Origin of the sequence: Stenotrophomonas sp. DDT-1 (assembly GCF_001580555.1) — a bacterium.
In the GTDB taxonomy this organism is placed as follows: domain Bacteria; phylum Pseudomonadota; class Gammaproteobacteria; order Xanthomonadales; family Xanthomonadaceae; genus Stenotrophomonas; species Stenotrophomonas sepilia.
In genome coordinates this window covers 69341-84278 of record NZ_LEKR01000016.1, presented here as the reverse complement: position 1 = coordinate 84278, position 14938 = coordinate 69341, and the positions used below count along the sequence as shown (strand labels likewise).

The following is a 14938-nucleotide window of genomic DNA, read 5'->3' as shown; positions in this document are numbered from 1 at the left end:
TGGGCAGGACGCCCAACCCCGGTCTTGCCGCGTGCGCAGGACTGCGCACACGAGCAAGGCGCCATCGAGCCCCCAAGGGTGAGGGCGCTTTGCTTGCGAAGCACTGCTTCGCAAGCGGCCGAACGCCCAGCCGCCAGCGGCTGGGCCGGACCCCGGAGGGGGGTTTACGGCGTGTCCTGCCTGCCCACCCCGGCCCAGCCACTTACTGACAATCCAGCGCCGACCAGCCGCTGTTGCTGTTGCTGTTGCTTCAAAACCAGCCTGCCGCAGGCAGCGCCGCAGCCGCCGCTGCAGGAAAAACCTGAATACGTTCCGACACCGCACCTCAATCCCCCGCCTCCGCGGCCGATAACGGGGTTGTCACAGTCTGTCTGCCGTGACCGGCTCGGCGCCGCCCGCCTGCTTCAACCGGGTCCTGCTCGATGAATCTCCTGCATCGCTGGCAACACTACTTCCGCAATCTTTCCGTCCGGCGCAAGCTCAACCTGCTGACGCTGCTCATCGCGCTCGGCGTGATCGCGCTCTCGGTGATCGCCGCCCGCATGCAGTACCTGGATCTCACCGAGACCCGCAAGACCGCACTGAAGACCCAGGTCGAACTGAGCTACGGCATCCTCCAGCACTACCACCGCCTGGCCGGTACCGGCGAACTCAGCGAAGAGGCTGCCAAGCGCGCCGCGCTGCAGGCACTGGAAGTGATGCGTGCAGAGAACGATACCTACTATTTCAACGTCTACGACACCGGCTACCGGCTGCTGATGCACCCGTTCCGCAAGGACCTGGTCGGCAAGGACATGAAGGACTTCCGCACCGACGATGGTGTGCGCATCTACTACGACCAGGTCGAAGCGGCCAAGGCCGGTGGCGGCTTCGTCAGCTACCGCTGGGCCAAGCCGGGCAGCAATGGCGAGGTCGAGAAGGTCGCCTACGCCGGCCTGTTCGCGCCGTGGAACTGGGTGGTCAGCAGTGGCGTCTACATGGACGACGTGCAGAAGCAGGCGCTGGTGTTCACCGCCATCATGGCAGTCTCCGGCGGCGTCCTGGTGCTGATCGTACTGGCCCTGAGCTGGGTCATCGGCAACCGCATCGCGGTACCGCTGAAGCAGGCCACAGCCGTCGCCGAAGGCATCGCCGCCGGCAAGCTCGACAGCCACATCGGCCCGCAGCCGCACGATGAAACCGGCCGCCTGCTGGACGCCATGGCCGGCATGCAGCAGCAGTTGCATGCGGTCATCACCGGCCAGCGCGAAATGGCCCGCCGCCACGACGGTGGCGAACTCAGCTACCGCATCGACGCCAGCGCCTTCCCCGGCGAATACGGGCTGATGGTGCAGGAAACCAACGCCCTGGTGGGTAGCCACGTGCAGACCCTGCACGATGTGCTGGACGTGGTGCAGCAGTACGCGGTCGGTGACCTGAGCCGCGACATCGCCCGCTACCCGGGCGAAAAGGCGGCGATGACCACCACCGTCGACACCGTCAAGGCCAACCTCGGCCGCATCAACGCCGAGATCAAGCAGTTGGCCAGCGCCGCTGCTGCCGGCGACTTCAGCCGCCGAGGCGATGCGCAGCGCTTCGACCACGATTTCCGCCTGATGCTGGAAAACCTCAACGCGATGATGGCGGTCAGCGATGACAACCTCGGCAAGCTCTCGCAGCTGCTGTCGGCCATCGCCGAAGGTGACTTGACCGCGCGCATGCACGGCGACTACCAGGGCGTGTTCGCCCGCATGCGCGACGATGCCAACGCCACGGTCGCGCAGCTGACCCAGATCGTCGGCCAGATCCAGGCCAGCGCCTCCAGCATCACCCTGGCCGCCGGCGAGATCGCCTCCGGCAACAGCGACCTGTCGCGCCGGACCGAACAGCAGGCCGCCAACCTGGAAGAAACCGCGGCCTCGATGGAGGAACTGACCTCCACCGTGCGCCAGAACGCCGAGCACGCCCGCCAGGCCAACCAGCTCGCCATCGGCGCCCATGGCGTCGCCTCGCAGGGTGGCGAGGTCGTCGGCCAGGTGGTCACCACCATGTCCGCCATCGAAGCCTCGTCGAAGAAGATCGCCGAGATCATCTCGGTGATCGACGGCATCGCGTTCCAGACCAACATCCTGGCGCTGAACGCCGCCGTGGAAGCCGCGCGTGCCGGTGAACAGGGCCGCGGCTTCGCCGTGGTCGCCAGCGAAGTGCGCACCCTCGCCCAGCGCTCGGCCGCTGCCGCCAAGGAAATCAAGGGCCTGATCGACGACTCGGTCGGCAAGGTTGCCGAGGGCTCCAGCCTGGTCCACCAGGCCGGCAGCACCATGGGCGAGATCGTCGCCTCGGTGCAGCGTGTGACCGACATCATGGCCGAGATCTCTGCGGCCTCGCAGGAACAGAGCGCGGGCATCGAGCAGGTCAACCAGACCGTGGTGCAGATGGACGAAACCACCCAGCAGAACGCTGCGCTGGTAGAGGAAGCCACCGCCGCCGCACGCGCGATGGAAGACCAGGCGGCGCAGCTGGCCGATGCCGTGGCGATCTTCCGGCTCGACAACCAGGTCTCCGCCGCAGTGAAGGCTGTCGCCGAACGCGTGGAACCGGCGCGCATCACCACCGTGGCACGTCCGCAGCCGACCAGCACCCCCGCGCCGGTACGTCGCAGCAGCAACGCCGGCACCTTCGTCGCCAGCGACAGCGACTGGCAGGAATTCTGAGACCCACCCGTGGCGGCTTCGGCCGCCGCCCCCGCCGATGGACACGTCCCCCGTGCAAAGTCCTACTCCCATCGTTACCGGTCCACGCGAATTCGAGTTCGCCGACCGTGATTTCCGCCGCGTCTGCGACCTGATCTACCAGCGCGTGGGCATTGCGCTTGCGCCGGCAAAGCGCGACATGGTCTATGGCCGCCTGTCGCGCCGCCTGCGCACGCTGGGCATGCGCAGCTTCCAGCAGTACCTGGACCATCTGGAACAGGAAGATGGTGACGAGTGGCAGGCGTTCACCAACGCCCTGACCACCAACCTGACCTCGTTCTTCCGCGAACCGCACCACTTCGACAAGCTGCGCGAAGAACTGCAGCAGCGCTCCAGCCGCACGCCGTTGCTGCTGTGGTCGTGCGCGGCGTCCACGGGTGAAGAGCCCTACTCGATGGCGATCACCGCGTGCGAGGCCTTTGGCACCCTGAAGCCGCCGGTGCGCATCATTGCCACCGACGTCGATACCCAGGTGCTGGCCACCGCCGGCCGCGGCGTCTACAACATCGATCGCGTCGCCAGCCTCGATCCGGACCTGCGCCGCCGCTACTTCCAGCGTGGCAGCGGCCCCAACGAGGGCCAGTGCCGCGTGCTGCCTGCGCTGCGCGAGCTGATCGAATTCCGCCCGTTGAACCTGCTCGCCCCGCGCTACGACGTCGGTGGCCCGTTCGACGCACTGTTCTGCCGCAACGTAATGATCTACTTCGACAAGCCGACCCAGCGCGCGATCCTCGGCCGCCTGGTGCAGCACCTGGCCGATGACGGCCTGCTCTACACCGGCCATTCGGAGAACTATCTGCACGCCGCCGACCTGATCCAGCCCTGCGGCCGCACCCTGTACCGCCGTGCGGCGAAGGCCGGCGCATGAATGCTTCGCTGCGTACCGACGATGTGATGCGCTACCAGGATGCGCGCTTCCAGACCATCGCCGCCAAGCTGCTGCCCACCCAGTACCTGGTGGTCGATGACACCACCGCGCTGACCACCACGCTGGGCTCGTGCGTCGCCGCCTGCCTGCGCGACCCGGTGCTGAAGATCGGCGGCATGAACCACTTCCTGCTGCCCGAGGGCAACGCCGGTGACGGCGCGCCCGCGCGCTACGGCAGCTACGCGATGGAACTGCTGATCAACGACATGCTCAAGCGTGGTGCCCACCGCAAGCGCATCGAGGCCAAGGTGTTCGGTGGCGCCAACGTGCTGAAGGGCTTCACCAGCAACCCGGTTGGCACCCGCAACGCCGAGTTTGTCCGCCAGTACCTTCAGGCCGAGCACATTCCGATCATTGCCGAGGACCTGTGCGGCATCCATCCGCGCAAGATCTGGTTCTTCGCCGATACCGGCCGCGTGGTGGTGCAGCGCCTGCCGCATGCGCATGAGGCCGAGGTGGCCGCCACCGAATCGGCGGTGCGTGCGCGCCTGTCCAAGGCGCCGGTCACCGGTGGCGTGGAGCTGTTCGAATGACCTTCACCGGCAACGCCCCCTGCCGAGTCCTGATCGTCGACGACTCCGCCGTCGTGCGGCAGATGCTCACGGAAATCCTGTCCAGCGACCCGGCCATCGACGTGGTCGGCACCGCGGCTGACCCGCTGTTGGCGCGCGAGAAGATCAAGCGCCTGCTCCCGGACGTGATCACCCTGGACGTGGAAATGCCGCGCATGGACGGGCTGGCGTTCCTGGAAAACCTGATGCGCCTGCATCCGCTGCCGGTGGTGATGATTTCCTCGCTGACCGAGCGAGGCGCCGACACCACCCTGCAGGCACTGGCGCTGGGCGCCGTGGATTTCGTCTCCAAGCCCAAGCTGGACGTGGCCCGTGGCCTGCAGGGCTATGCCGAGGAGATCATCGCCAAGGTCAAGATGGCGGCGCGCTCGCGCGTGCGCCCGCTGGTGCGTGCCAGCGCCCCCAAGCTCACGCTGGACGCAACGCCGGCGATGCGTGCTGCCTCGCCGCAGTTCCGCACCACCGACCGCCTGATCGCGATCGGCTCGTCAGCCGGTGGCACCGAAGCGCTGCGCGTGGTGCTGGAAGGCATGCCTGCCGATGCACCCGCCGTGGTGATGACCCAGCACCTGCCGGCCAGCTTCAGCAGCGCCTTCGCCGAGCGACTGGACCGCCACTCGGCCATGGCCGTGCGCGAGGCCAGCGACGGCGAAGCCGTACTGCCCGGCCACGCCTACCTGCCACCCGGCGGCAAGCACCTGCGCATCATCCGCGATGGTGCGCGCTGGCGCTGCCGCGTCGATGACGGCCCGGCAGTGAACCGGCACAAGCCCGCGGTGGACGTGCTGTTCCGCTCGGTCGCGCAGAGCGCCGGTGGCAATGCCATCGGTGCCATCCTCACCGGCATGGGTGACGACGGCGCGCGCGGCCTGCTGGAGATGCGCCAGGCCGGCGCGCCCACACTGGTGCAGGACGAGGCCACCAGCGTGGTCTGGGGCATGCCCGGCGCCGCGTTCAAGCTGGGCGCTGCCGAGGAACAGGTGCCGCTGGAGCGGGTCGCCGAGCGGTTGCTCGCCCTCGCCCGCGGCTGACAGGCCCCTGTAGAGCCGAGCCCACGCTCGGCTCCGCTCCCTGCTGGACACCTCCAAGAGACGTCAGGCTCGATTGCCGATCCGCCGCTAGCACTTTCGACCATTGATGTTTCAACGGCGCTGATCGAGGCTTGATCCTGCCGCACGCCATGCGCGGTGACCGGGAGCCCGCAGGACACCGACTTGGAGCGCGGCTGGAGCGGGTCGTATAGTCAGGTATCGCACTGCAATGGAACGCCGATGAACGTTACCCCGCAAGGCCGCGCTGCCCGGGTACGCAGGGAGGGAGGTCCGGGTAACGGGCAATACCCACTGCGCAACCTGTCGCATTTGCCCAGATATGGCGCCGTCGTCCGTGATGAGTCCGCGTGTTCCAAGGATCAAGGACAATCCTGCAGCGACATGGACCGCTCATGCTGAAATCCGCCCCCAGCCTTGCTCATGTTGCGATGATCGCTTTGATCACACTGGCCGCTGCGGGCTGCAGCAAGGAACGCTCGTTCCCGGTCTATCGCGAGAATCCTGCGCCCAAGGATGCGCTGCCGATTGTGATTCGGGTCCACGATGCACCCGTGGATGTCCCCGTTCCTTCGGTCTTCGTCACGTATGAGATAGACCCACTCTGTCTCCCTCCGGTCAACAATTGGGAGGGGGTGCAGTACGAGCCGAACCAGCACAAGGTTGAGGTTCAGGCACAGCGCCTCAGTGCAACTGAATTCAGCAGTGCTGTTTTCAACGACGGCATGGAAGTTGCCGATTACTACGGTCGTGGCCCGTGCACTTGGACACCCGTGCTCGTGGAAGCTTCATTCCCCTTCATCATCGATGATCGCCGTATCCAAGCAACCGCATGGACTTCATTCACAAAGCTTGAAACCGAGAAACTCTCTACTACTTACGTACATCGCGCCTTACGCCCCATGACTTCAGGGGGATCGCCAGAGTGGACGCCTACCGAGCCTTCGACTTGGTACGAGAAGATGTCTCAAGATAAGCGAAAGGATTACTTCCCAATCGAAATCTCCACACGGACTGAAGGAACAGCCCAATGAATCCTCGAGCAAATGCAGCCCTCGCAGATCATGTCTACAAGGATCCGCTCCCTGCACCCAAGGCCATTGTTACCATTGCCGGGACGGAATATCGTGTATTGGCCAGCCTAAACTCCGCCACCGGCTACCAAGGCGTCATTTACCATAATCTCGAATCCAAAGAAGTAATCGTCACCCATCGCGGTACCGAGTTTGATCGCCAGCCTCTGATTGACGGCGGCATCGATGCGGCGATGGTCACCGCCAGAATCAACGCGCAGATTGATGATGCCCTCGCGCTCACCAAGCAGGCAATCGAGCTGGCTGACGCAAATGGATATGGCCTGGTACACGTCACCGGCCACTCCCTCGGCGGCACGCTCGCGCAGATCACTGCACACCACTACAACCTCCCCGGCGACGCGTTCAATCCCTACGGTGCCGCCGGGCTGGCACATCGCCTTCCTGAAGGCCAGCCAGCCAACGCGGCACCCTTCACCAACCATGTGATGGCAGGCGACCTGGTCAGTGCCGGCGGTCCCCATTACGGCAAGGTCGAGATGTATGCGCTGCCCAGGGAACTGGAGATCCTGCGCAACGCCGAGCACGGCCAGCGCATCGCCTCGATCGGAACACCCGGGATGAAGAGCGGCGATGTCATGTCCGCCGCGGTGGCGGTCCAGTTGGGCGATTCCCATCGATTGGTTCATTTCCTTGATCGCATGACCGACAAGGGTCCGGTGCAATCTGTACTGGACAACCCACAGGCGCGGGTCACGGATCCTGAGGACCTGCGCCGGATTGCCGACTACCGCAGTGATGTTCATCAACTGCGTGCGGGTGCGACCGTGCTTGTCGGCGGCGGGCCCGGTCTGCTGCGCGACGGTATCAATTTCCTGCGCGGTGTCGAGGAAGCCGGTGCATACGCCCGCCGCGAGGCTGAAGCGGAGCAGCGGGCCCAGAATGCGCTCAAGCCGGGGGAGCAGCTGATCCAGGATGCAACCGGCAAGGGCTCGCCCTCTCTCGGCAATCCCGGCTTCTCTCCCAGGAGTCCATTGCAGGAGAGCATTGAATCAACCTTGGACAAGGCAGGCCTGGATCCCAGGAAGGAAGGCCATCCAGACCATGCGCTCTACCGGCAGATTCGCGATGGTGTATCCGCCGTGGATGCCAGGCACGGGCGCAGCTTCGATGAAACCAGTGAGCGCGTGACGGCCGGCCTGCTTGCGGCAGCCAAGGGCAGCGGCCTGGAACGCGTCGATCATGTTGTACTGGGCAATTCACCCAGCGATGGCTCAGCCTCTCGCATGTTCGTTGTGCAGGGAGCGCTCGACAATCCAGCACACCTGCGGGCGTCGGTTCCAATCAGTGAGGCCGTCAATACGCCCGTAGAACAGTCGCTCGCCAAGGCCGAGCAGATTTCGCAGGCACAGCAGGTCGCCCAGCAGGACCTCGCCCAGGAGCAGGCCCTCACTGCGAGGCGGATGGGCTAGGCCACCTGGCCGGGCACAATGAAAAACCCGGCTCTCACCGGGGGTTTTTCATTTCAACGGGATGCCGGCCAGCGGCCGGCACTACCATGCGTCGTCCGCTCACAAAAAACCCCCGGCGCGAGCCGGGGGTTTTCCGTTACCGCATCAGGCAGCGACCGTGCTGGCCACGTCCTGGTATTCCTCGATCTGGTCGAAGTTCATGTAGCGGTAGATCTCCGCACCATTGGCGTTGATCACGCCGATGTCCGCCATGTACTCCTCCTTGGTCGGGATGCGGCCCAGACGCGAGCAGATCGCCGCCAGTTCCGCCGAACCCAGGTACACGTTGGTGTTGCGGCCCAGACGGTTCGGGAAGTTGCGGGTCGAGGTCGACATCGCGGTGGAACCTTCGCGGATCTGCGCCTGGTTGCCCATGCACAGCGAGCAGCCCGGCATTTCCATACGAGCGCCGGTAGCACCGAAGGTGCCGTACACGCCTTCCTTGGTCAGTTCCGAGGCGTCCATCTTGGTCGGCGGGGCCACCCACAGGCGGGTCGGCAGGTCACGCTTGCCTTCCAGCAGCTTGGCAGCGGCGCGGAAGTGGCCGATGTTGGTCATGCACGAACCGATGAACACCTCGTCGATCTTGGCACCGGCCACTTCGGACAGGGTCTTCACGTCGTCCGGGTCGTTCGGGCAGGCCACGATCGGCTCGTGGATGTCGGCCAGGTCGATCTCGATGACGGCGGCGTACTCGGCGTCCGCGTCCGGCTCCAGCAGCTGCGGGTTGGCCAGCCACGCTTCCATCTTCTCGATGCGACGCTGCAGCGAGCGCGGATCCTGGTAACCCTCGGCAATCATCCACTTCAGCAGGGTGATGTTGCTGGTCAGGTACTCGATGATCGGCTCCTTGTTCAGGCGCACCGAGCAACCGGCCGCCGAACGCTCGGCCGAGGCGTCGGACAGTTCGAACGCCTGTTCGACCTTCAGATCCGGCAGGCCTTCGATTTCCAGGATACGGCCGGAGAAGATGTTCTTCTTGCCCGCCTTGGCCACGGTCAGCAGGCCCGACTTGATCGCGTACAGCGGGATCGCATTGACCAGGTCACGCAGGGTCACGCCCGGCTGCATCTTGCCCTTGAAGCGCACCAGCACCGACTCCGGCATGTCCAGCGGCATCACGCCGGTGGCGGCAGCGAAGGCGACCAGGCCCGAGCCGGCCGGGAACGAAATACCCACCGGGAAACGGGTGTGCGAATCACCACCGGTACCGACGGTGTCCGGCAGCAGCATGCGGTTGAGCCAGCTGTGGATCACGCCGTCGCCCGGGCGCAGCGAAACGCCGCCACGGGTGGAGATGAACTCCGGCAGGGTGTGGTGCGTCTTCACGTCCACCGGCTTCGGGTAAGCGGCGGTATGGCAGAACGACTGCATCACCAGGTCGGCCGAGAAGCCCAGGCAGGCCAGGTCCTTCAGCTCGTCACGGGTCATCGGGCCGGTGGTGTCCTGCGAGCCGACCGAGGTCATCTTCGGCTCGCAGTAGGTGCCCGGGCGCATGCCCTGGCCTTCCGGCAGGCCACAGGCACGGCCGACCATCTTCTGTGCCAGCGAGAAGCCCTTGCCGGTATCGGCCGGCTGCACCGGCAGGCGGAACAGGTCGGTCGGGGCCAGGCCCAGCGCTTCGCGCGCCTTGCCGGTCAGGCCACGACCGATGATCAGCGGGATGCGGCCACCGGCACGCACTTCGTCGAACAGCACGTCGGACTTGACCTGGAACTCGGCGATCACTTCGCCGTTCTTCAGCGCCTTGCCTTCGTACGGACGCAGCTCGATGACATCGCCGTGCTCCATCTTCGACACGTCCAGCTCGATCGGCAGCGCACCGGCATCTTCCATGGTGTTGTAGAAGATCGGGGCGATCTTGCCGCCCAGGCACACGCCACCGGCGCGCTTGTTCGGGATGTACGGAATGTCATCGCCGGTCCACCACAGCACGCTGTTGGTGGCCGACTTGCGCGAGGAGCCGGTGCCGACCACGTCGCCGACGTAGGCGACCAGGTGGCCCTTGTCCTTCAGCGACAGGATCTGCTGGATCGGGCCGCGCTTGCCGTCTTCTTCCGGGGTGAACGGCGCGTCGTCGCGCTTGTTCTTCAGCATCGCCAGGGCGTGCATCGGAATGTCCGGGCGGGTGGTCGCGTCCGGTGCCGGCGACAGGTCGTCGGTGTTGGTTTCGCCCGGCACCTTGAACACGGTGATGGTCAGGCTCTGCGGCACTTCCGGCTTGCTGGTGAACCACTCGGCCTCGGCCCAGCTCTGCAGCACGGCCTGGGCGTTGGCGTTGCCGGCCTTCGCCTTCTCCTGCACGTCATGGAACGCATCGAACACCAGCAGGGTGTTCTTCAGGCCATTGGCAGCGATAGCGCCAACGCTGGCGTCGTCCAGCAGCTGGATCAGCGGCGCAACGTTGTAGCCGCCGAGCATGGTGCCCAGCAGTTCGGTGGCGCGCTCGCGGCTGATCAGCGGGTTCTGCTCGCTGCCCAGGGCGATCGCCGCCAGGTACGACGCCTTGACCTTGGCTGCGTCATCGACGCCGGCCGGCACGCGGTGGGTCAGCAGGTCGAGCAGGAACTCGGCCTCGCCCTGCGGCGGGTTCTTCAGCAGTTCGATGACATCGGCCGTCTGCTGCGCGCTCAGCGGCAGCGGCGGGATGCCAAGCGCAGCGCGCTCGGCGACGTGGTGGCGGTAGGCTTCCAACATGACAACTCCCGGGTAATGCGTAGGTTGAAAAATCAAAAGTGGGCTCAGGCGTGCGGCACGATCAGCTTCAGGCCCTTGAAGTAGTCGCGGTAAAACGTGTCGTTCCAGGTGATCAGGCCATCGCACTGCAGCAGTGCGTGCGCACCGACCATGAATTCGTCCAGGCTGCGACGGCTGCCGCCGCGCTGACGGTGACGGCGGTGCATCTCGCCGGCGCGCAGCGCCGACTTGGCCTCCATCGGGTTGAAGTGCACGCCCATCTCTTCCAGTGCTTCGAGCACTTCGGCACCACCGCGCAGCGATGCGCAGACTTCGGCCAGAGTCGCGCCGCAGACCACCACGCGGCCACCGACCAGGCTCTGCCGGAGGATGGCTTCCACGGCATCGGCCTGCGGGCCGTTGCTGAGCAGTTCAACCAGTACCGGTGAATCGACGGCGATCATCACGGCTTATTCCTCGTCGCGCACCGCGCGTACTGCCGCATCGGACGACTCGAAGCCGTCCAGCGCGAACTTGCCGCGCGCCCGTGAAATGGCATCGTCAACACTCTTGCGCAGGATGATGCGGCTGCCGTCCAGCTCGACCTTCAGCAGCGTGCCCTTGGTCAGGCCGAGGGCATCGCGCACCGCCTTGGGCAGGGTGATCTGTCCGCGTTCTGCAACGGTGGCTTCCATGGGTAGGCCTCAAAAAGTATGTATGAATTATACATACCTGACGTAAACACCTCAAATCCGGCGAACTGTGACCTTGAACCAGAATCAGTCGCATTCGACCGCTAGACTGGCCGGGCATCTCTCGCTGTACCGGGCCGGGACACTCCGGCACCGCACGCCCCCTCCCTCATAAAAGGACGTTCAATGCGCGCATTCATTCTGGCCCTGGCTCTGGCCACCCCCCTGGCCCTGGCCGCAGGCCCGGCCCACGCCAATCCGTTCGCGGCCCACACCACCGGCACTGAGATCACCCAGAAGCAACTGGACGAGCTGGAGGTGGGCAAGGCGACCCAGGACCAGGTCCGCGAGAAGTTTGGAGCGCCGACGCGTCGTGAGCAGCTTGGCGACACCCAGGTCTGGTACTACGACTACGCCAAGATCAAGCACTTCGGAAAGAACGTGCAGGAATCGACCGTCTTTGAGTTCGGCAAGGACAACGTACTCAAGGTGAAATCCAAGGGCGCGGCTCCCGCCAAGACCGGCAATCCGTTCCTGGGTGGCTGATCGCCACTGACTGGCGCGCTGCCCGTCGGCGGCGCGCCCCGTGCCCGGTCAAGAACGACTCGACCGCCACGATGACCATCGCTCAGCACGGCTCCGCCCCCAGCGCCTGCAGCACCCCCATGCTGCCGTCCACCTGTCCCCCGGCGCCATACGGCACTGCCTCGAGCCTGTCAGCCCGCACTAAGTCCGGCGGCGCCATGACACGAAAACTACATACGAATTTATAACCTTGCGTTCTGAGCCCGCAGTTCTGCGGCCCCGACGGCATCGGCGATACTGGCCTTCTGCCCGGCGGCACGGACTGCCGGCCACCGCAAGCAGGCCTGCCCATGCGCGGGCCACTGCAAGCCATCCGCAAGAAGGAGTTAACCCGCATGAGCGATTCGTTCTCCACCCGCAGCCAGCTGAACGTCGGTGGCAAGACCTACGACTACTTCAGCCTGCCCACGCTGGGCCAGCGCTTCGATATCTCCCACCTGCCCTACTCGATGAAGATCCTGCTGGAGAACCTGCTCCGGCACGAGGACGGCGGCATCACTGTCGGCAAGGACCACATCGAAGCCGTGGCCCGCTGGAACCCGGCGGCCGAGCCGGACACCGAGATCGCCTTCATGCCGGCGCGCGTGGTCCTGCAGGACTTCACTGGCGTGCCCTGCGTGGTCGACCTGGCCGCGATGCGCGATGCGGTGGTCAAGCTCGGCGGCAAGCCGGAGCAGATCAACCCGCAGATTCCCTCCGAACTGGTCATCGACCACTCGGTGCAGGTCGATGTGTTCGGCAAGCCCGACGCGCTGGACCTCAACGGCAAGATCGAATTCCAGCGCAACCAGGAACGCTACGGCTTCCTGCGCTGGGGACAGAAGGCCTTCGACAACTTCAAGGTGGTGCCGCCCAACACCGGCATCGTCCATCAGGTGAACCTGGAGAACCTGGCCCGCGTGGTGATGACCGCGCAGAAGGATGGCAAGGACATTGCCTACCCCGACACCGTGTTCGGTACCGACAGCCATACCACCATGATCAACGGCATCGGCGTGCTCGGCTGGGGCGTGGGTGGCATCGAAGCCGAGGCCGCCATGCTCGGCCAGCCATCGTCGATGCTGATTCCGCAGGTCGTCGGCTTCAAGCTGACCGGCAAGCTGCCCGAAGGCGCCACCGCCACCGACCTGGTGCTGACCGTCACCCAGATGCTGCGCAAGCTGGGCGTGGTGGGCAAGTTCGTCGAGTTCTACGGTGACGGCCTGCAGCACCTGCCACTGGCCGACCGCGCCACCATCGGCAACATGGCCCCGGAATACGGCGCCACCTGCGGCATCTTCCCGATCGACGCCGAATCGCTGAACTACCTGCGCCTGTCCGGTCGCAGCGAAGAGCAGATCGATCTGGTCGAGGCCTACGCCAAGGCGCAGGGCCTTTGGCACGAACCGGGCAGCCCGCACGCCCAGTACAGCACCACGCTGGAACTGGACATGGGCACGGTGAAGCCGTCGCTGGCCGGCCCGAAGCGCCCGCAGGACCGCGTGCTGTTGGAAGACGTGCAGAAGAACTACCGCGAAGCGCTGGTCGGCATGACCGCCAACCGTGACAAGCGCAGCGAGGACGTTGCCACCTTCGTCAACGAAGGCGGCGGCGCCGCGGTCGGCAACGAGCAGCTGGCCAAGGGCTTCGCCGACATCGAGATCGAAGGCCGCAAGGTGCGGCTGAAGGATGGCGCAGTGGTCATCGCCGCCATCACCTCGTGCACCAACACCTCCAACCCGGCGGTGATGATCGGTGCCGGCCTGCTGGCCCGCAACGCGGCCGCCAAGGGCCTGAACCGTCAGCCGTGGGTCAAGACCTCGCTCGGCCCGGGCTCGCGCGTGGTCACCGACTACCTGGAAAAGGCCGGTGTGCTGAAGGAGCTGGAGAAGATCGGCTTCTACGTGGTCGGCTACGGCTGCACCACCTGCATCGGCAACTCCGGCCCGCTGCCGACCGAAGTCAGCGCCGGCATCGCCGCCGGTGATCTGGTGGTGACCTCGGTGCTGTCGGGCAACCGCAACTTCGAGGGCCGCGTGCACCCCGAAGTGAAGATGAACTACCTGGCCAGCCCGCCGCTGGTGGTGGCCTATGCCATTGCCGGCACCACCGACATTGACCTGACCACCCAGCCGCTCGGCACCGGCAGCGACGGCCAGCCGGTGTTCCTGCGCGACATCTGGCCGAGCAACAAGGAAATCGGCGACGTCATCGCCGCCACCATTGGCCCGGAGATGTTCAAGCAGAACTACGCCGATGTGTTCAAGGGCGATACCCGCTGGAACACCATCGCCTCGCCGGACGGCAACCTGTACGCGTGGAGCGACGCCTCCACCTACATCAAGAACCCGCCCTACTTCGATGGCATGACCATGCAGACCGGCAGCATCGACGACGTGCACGGCGCACGCGTGATGGGCCTGTTCGGCGACTCGATCACCACCGACCACATTTCCCCGGCCGGCAACATCAAGAAGGACTCGCCGGCGGGCCGCTTCCTGCAGGAGCGCGGCGTGCAGCCGGCCGACTTCAACAGCTACGGCAGCCGTCGCGGCAACGATGACGTGATGGTCCGCGGCACCTTCGCCAACATCCGCATCAAGAACCTGATGTTCGGTGGCGAGGAAGGTGGCAACACCCTGTACTACCCGGCTGGTGGTGGCCAGCCGGAAAAGCTGGCGATCTACGATGCGGCCATGAAGTACAAGGCCGACAAGGTGCCGCTGGTGGTGCTGGCCGGCAAGGAATACGGCACCGGCTCGTCGCGTGACTGGGCGGCCAAGGGCACCCTGCTGCTGGGGGTGAAGGCGGTCATCGCCGAGAGCTTCGAGCGCATCCACCGTTCCAACCTGGTCGGCATGGGCGTGCTGCCGCTGCAGTTCCGCAACGGCGAGAACGCGCAGAGCCTGGGCCTGGACGGTTCGGAGGTGATCGACATCACCGGCCTGCAGGACGGTGCCAGCAAGCGCGCCACGGTCACCGCCACCAGGGCCGATGGCACGAAGAAGACCTTTGAGGTCTCGGTGATGCTGCTGACCCCGAAGGAAGTCGAGTACTTCCGCCACGGCGGCCTGCTGCAGTACGTGCTGCGCCAGCTGGCCAGCAAGTAACGACAAAGGGCCGGATCCGCGCGGATCCGGCCCTTTGCGTTTGCGATGCCCTTGTAGAGCCGAGCCTGCG

General features: G+C 65.5%; 11 protein-coding genes. 8 read left to right on the top strand and 3 right to left on the bottom strand.

All coding sequences use genetic code 11. The annotated features are described in order from the left end of the window. Window positions 1-422 precede the first annotated feature (422 nt). From AB839_RS10335 to AB839_RS10310, 6 genes are all read left to right on the top strand, one after another. Complete coding sequence (locus AB839_RS10335; protein ID WP_061479292.1) at window positions 423-2693, top strand: methyl-accepting chemotaxis protein; 2271 nt, start codon at window positions 423-425, stop codon at window positions 2691-2693. Between the two features lie 37 nt (window positions 2694-2730). Then, a complete protein-coding gene (locus AB839_RS10330; protein WP_049416359.1) occupies window positions 2731-3600 on the top strand; it encodes a CheR family methyltransferase in 870 nt (289 codons plus the stop codon). Then, entirely contained in the window at window positions 3597-4193 is a 597-nt protein-coding gene (cheD, locus tag AB839_RS10325) for a chemoreceptor glutamine deamidase CheD (RefSeq protein WP_014037083.1), read from the top strand. The genes AB839_RS10330 and cheD overlap by 4 nt, the downstream gene beginning before the upstream one ends. Then, window positions 4190-5263 carry a chemotaxis response regulator protein-glutamate methylesterase gene (locus tag AB839_RS10320; protein ID WP_061479291.1) on the top strand — a complete coding sequence of 358 codons (1074 nt, stop codon included), beginning with the start codon at window positions 4190-4192 and terminating at the stop codon, window positions 5261-5263. Before cheD ends, AB839_RS10320 begins: the two co-directional genes overlap by 4 nt. A gap of 413 nt (window positions 5264-5676) precedes the next feature. Continuing rightward, the gene (locus AB839_RS10315) at window positions 5677-6315 is read left to right on the top strand and encodes a hypothetical protein (protein WP_061479290.1); all 639 of its coding nucleotides are present in this window, start codon (window positions 5677-5679) and stop codon (window positions 6313-6315) included. Then, window positions 6312-7787 carry an XVIPCD domain-containing protein gene (locus AB839_RS10310; protein ID WP_061479289.1) on the top strand — a complete coding sequence of 492 codons (1476 nt, stop codon included), beginning with the start codon at window positions 6312-6314 and terminating at the stop codon, window positions 7785-7787. The genes AB839_RS10315 and AB839_RS10310 overlap by 4 nt, the downstream gene beginning before the upstream one ends. A 144-nt stretch (window positions 7788-7931) precedes the next feature. Here AB839_RS10310 and acnB read toward each other — a convergent pair whose 3' ends face one another. From acnB to AB839_RS10295, 3 genes are read right to left on the bottom strand one after another with little or no spacing between them, the layout of a single operon-like run. Beyond that, a complete protein-coding gene (acnB, locus tag AB839_RS10305; RefSeq protein WP_061479288.1) occupies window positions 7932-10523 on the bottom strand; it encodes a bifunctional aconitate hydratase 2/2-methylisocitrate dehydratase in 2592 nt (863 codons plus the stop codon). A gap of 44 nt (window positions 10524-10567) precedes the next feature. Further along, window positions 10568-10966 carry a type II toxin-antitoxin system VapC family toxin gene (locus AB839_RS10300; RefSeq protein ID WP_005416402.1) on the bottom strand — a complete coding sequence of 133 codons (399 nt, stop codon included), beginning with the start codon at window positions 10964-10966 and terminating at the stop codon, window positions 10568-10570. A gap of 6 nt (window positions 10967-10972) precedes the next feature. Next, complete coding sequence (locus AB839_RS10295; RefSeq protein WP_005409505.1) at window positions 10973-11197, bottom strand: AbrB/MazE/SpoVT family DNA-binding domain-containing protein; 225 nt, start codon at window positions 11195-11197, stop codon at window positions 10973-10975. A 183-nt stretch (window positions 11198-11380) separates the two neighbouring features. Here AB839_RS10295 and bamE point away from each other — a divergent pair, with 183 nt between their 5' ends. Both bamE and acnA read left to right on the top strand, forming a co-directional pair. Beyond that, entirely contained in the window at window positions 11381-11740 is a 360-nt protein-coding gene (gene bamE, locus AB839_RS10290; RefSeq protein WP_061479287.1) for an outer membrane protein assembly factor BamE, read from the top strand. Between the two features lie 374 nt (window positions 11741-12114). Next, window positions 12115-14868, top strand: a complete 2754-nt coding sequence (gene acnA, locus AB839_RS10285; protein ID WP_061479286.1) for an aconitate hydratase AcnA — start codon at window positions 12115-12117, stop codon at window positions 14866-14868. The last annotated feature ends 70 nt before the right edge of the window (window positions 14869-14938 follow it).

Bases quoted from the DNA above. Each gene is read 5' to 3' on its own strand.
- AB839_RS10335 (WP_061479292.1), top strand. From the start codon at position 423: ATGAATCTCCTGCATCGCTGGCAACACTACTTCCGCAATCTTTCCGTC.
- AB839_RS10330 (WP_049416359.1), top strand. From the start codon at position 2,731: ATGGACACGTCCCCCGTGCAAAGTCCTACTCCCATCGTTACCGGTCCA.
- cheD (WP_014037083.1), top strand. From the start codon at position 3,597: ATGAATGCTTCGCTGCGTACCGACGATGTGATGCGCTACCAGGATGCG.
- AB839_RS10320 (WP_061479291.1), top strand. From the start codon at position 4,190: ATGACCTTCACCGGCAACGCCCCCTGCCGAGTCCTGATCGTCGACGAC.
- AB839_RS10315 (WP_061479290.1), top strand. From the start codon at position 5,677: ATGCTGAAATCCGCCCCCAGCCTTGCTCATGTTGCGATGATCGCTTTG.
- AB839_RS10310 (WP_061479289.1), top strand. From the start codon at position 6,312: ATGAATCCTCGAGCAAATGCAGCCCTCGCAGATCATGTCTACAAGGAT.
- acnB (WP_061479288.1), bottom strand. From the start codon at position 10,523: ATGTTGGAAGCCTACCGCCACCACGTCGCCGAGCGCGCTGCGCTTGGC.
- AB839_RS10300 (WP_005416402.1), bottom strand. From the start codon at position 10,966: ATGATCGCCGTCGATTCACCGGTACTGGTTGAACTGCTCAGCAACGGC.
- AB839_RS10295 (WP_005409505.1), bottom strand. From the start codon at position 11,197: ATGGAAGCCACCGTTGCAGAACGCGGACAGATCACCCTGCCCAAGGCG.
- bamE (WP_061479287.1), top strand. From the start codon at position 11,381: ATGCGCGCATTCATTCTGGCCCTGGCTCTGGCCACCCCCCTGGCCCTG.
- acnA (WP_061479286.1), top strand. From the start codon at position 12,115: ATGAGCGATTCGTTCTCCACCCGCAGCCAGCTGAACGTCGGTGGCAAG.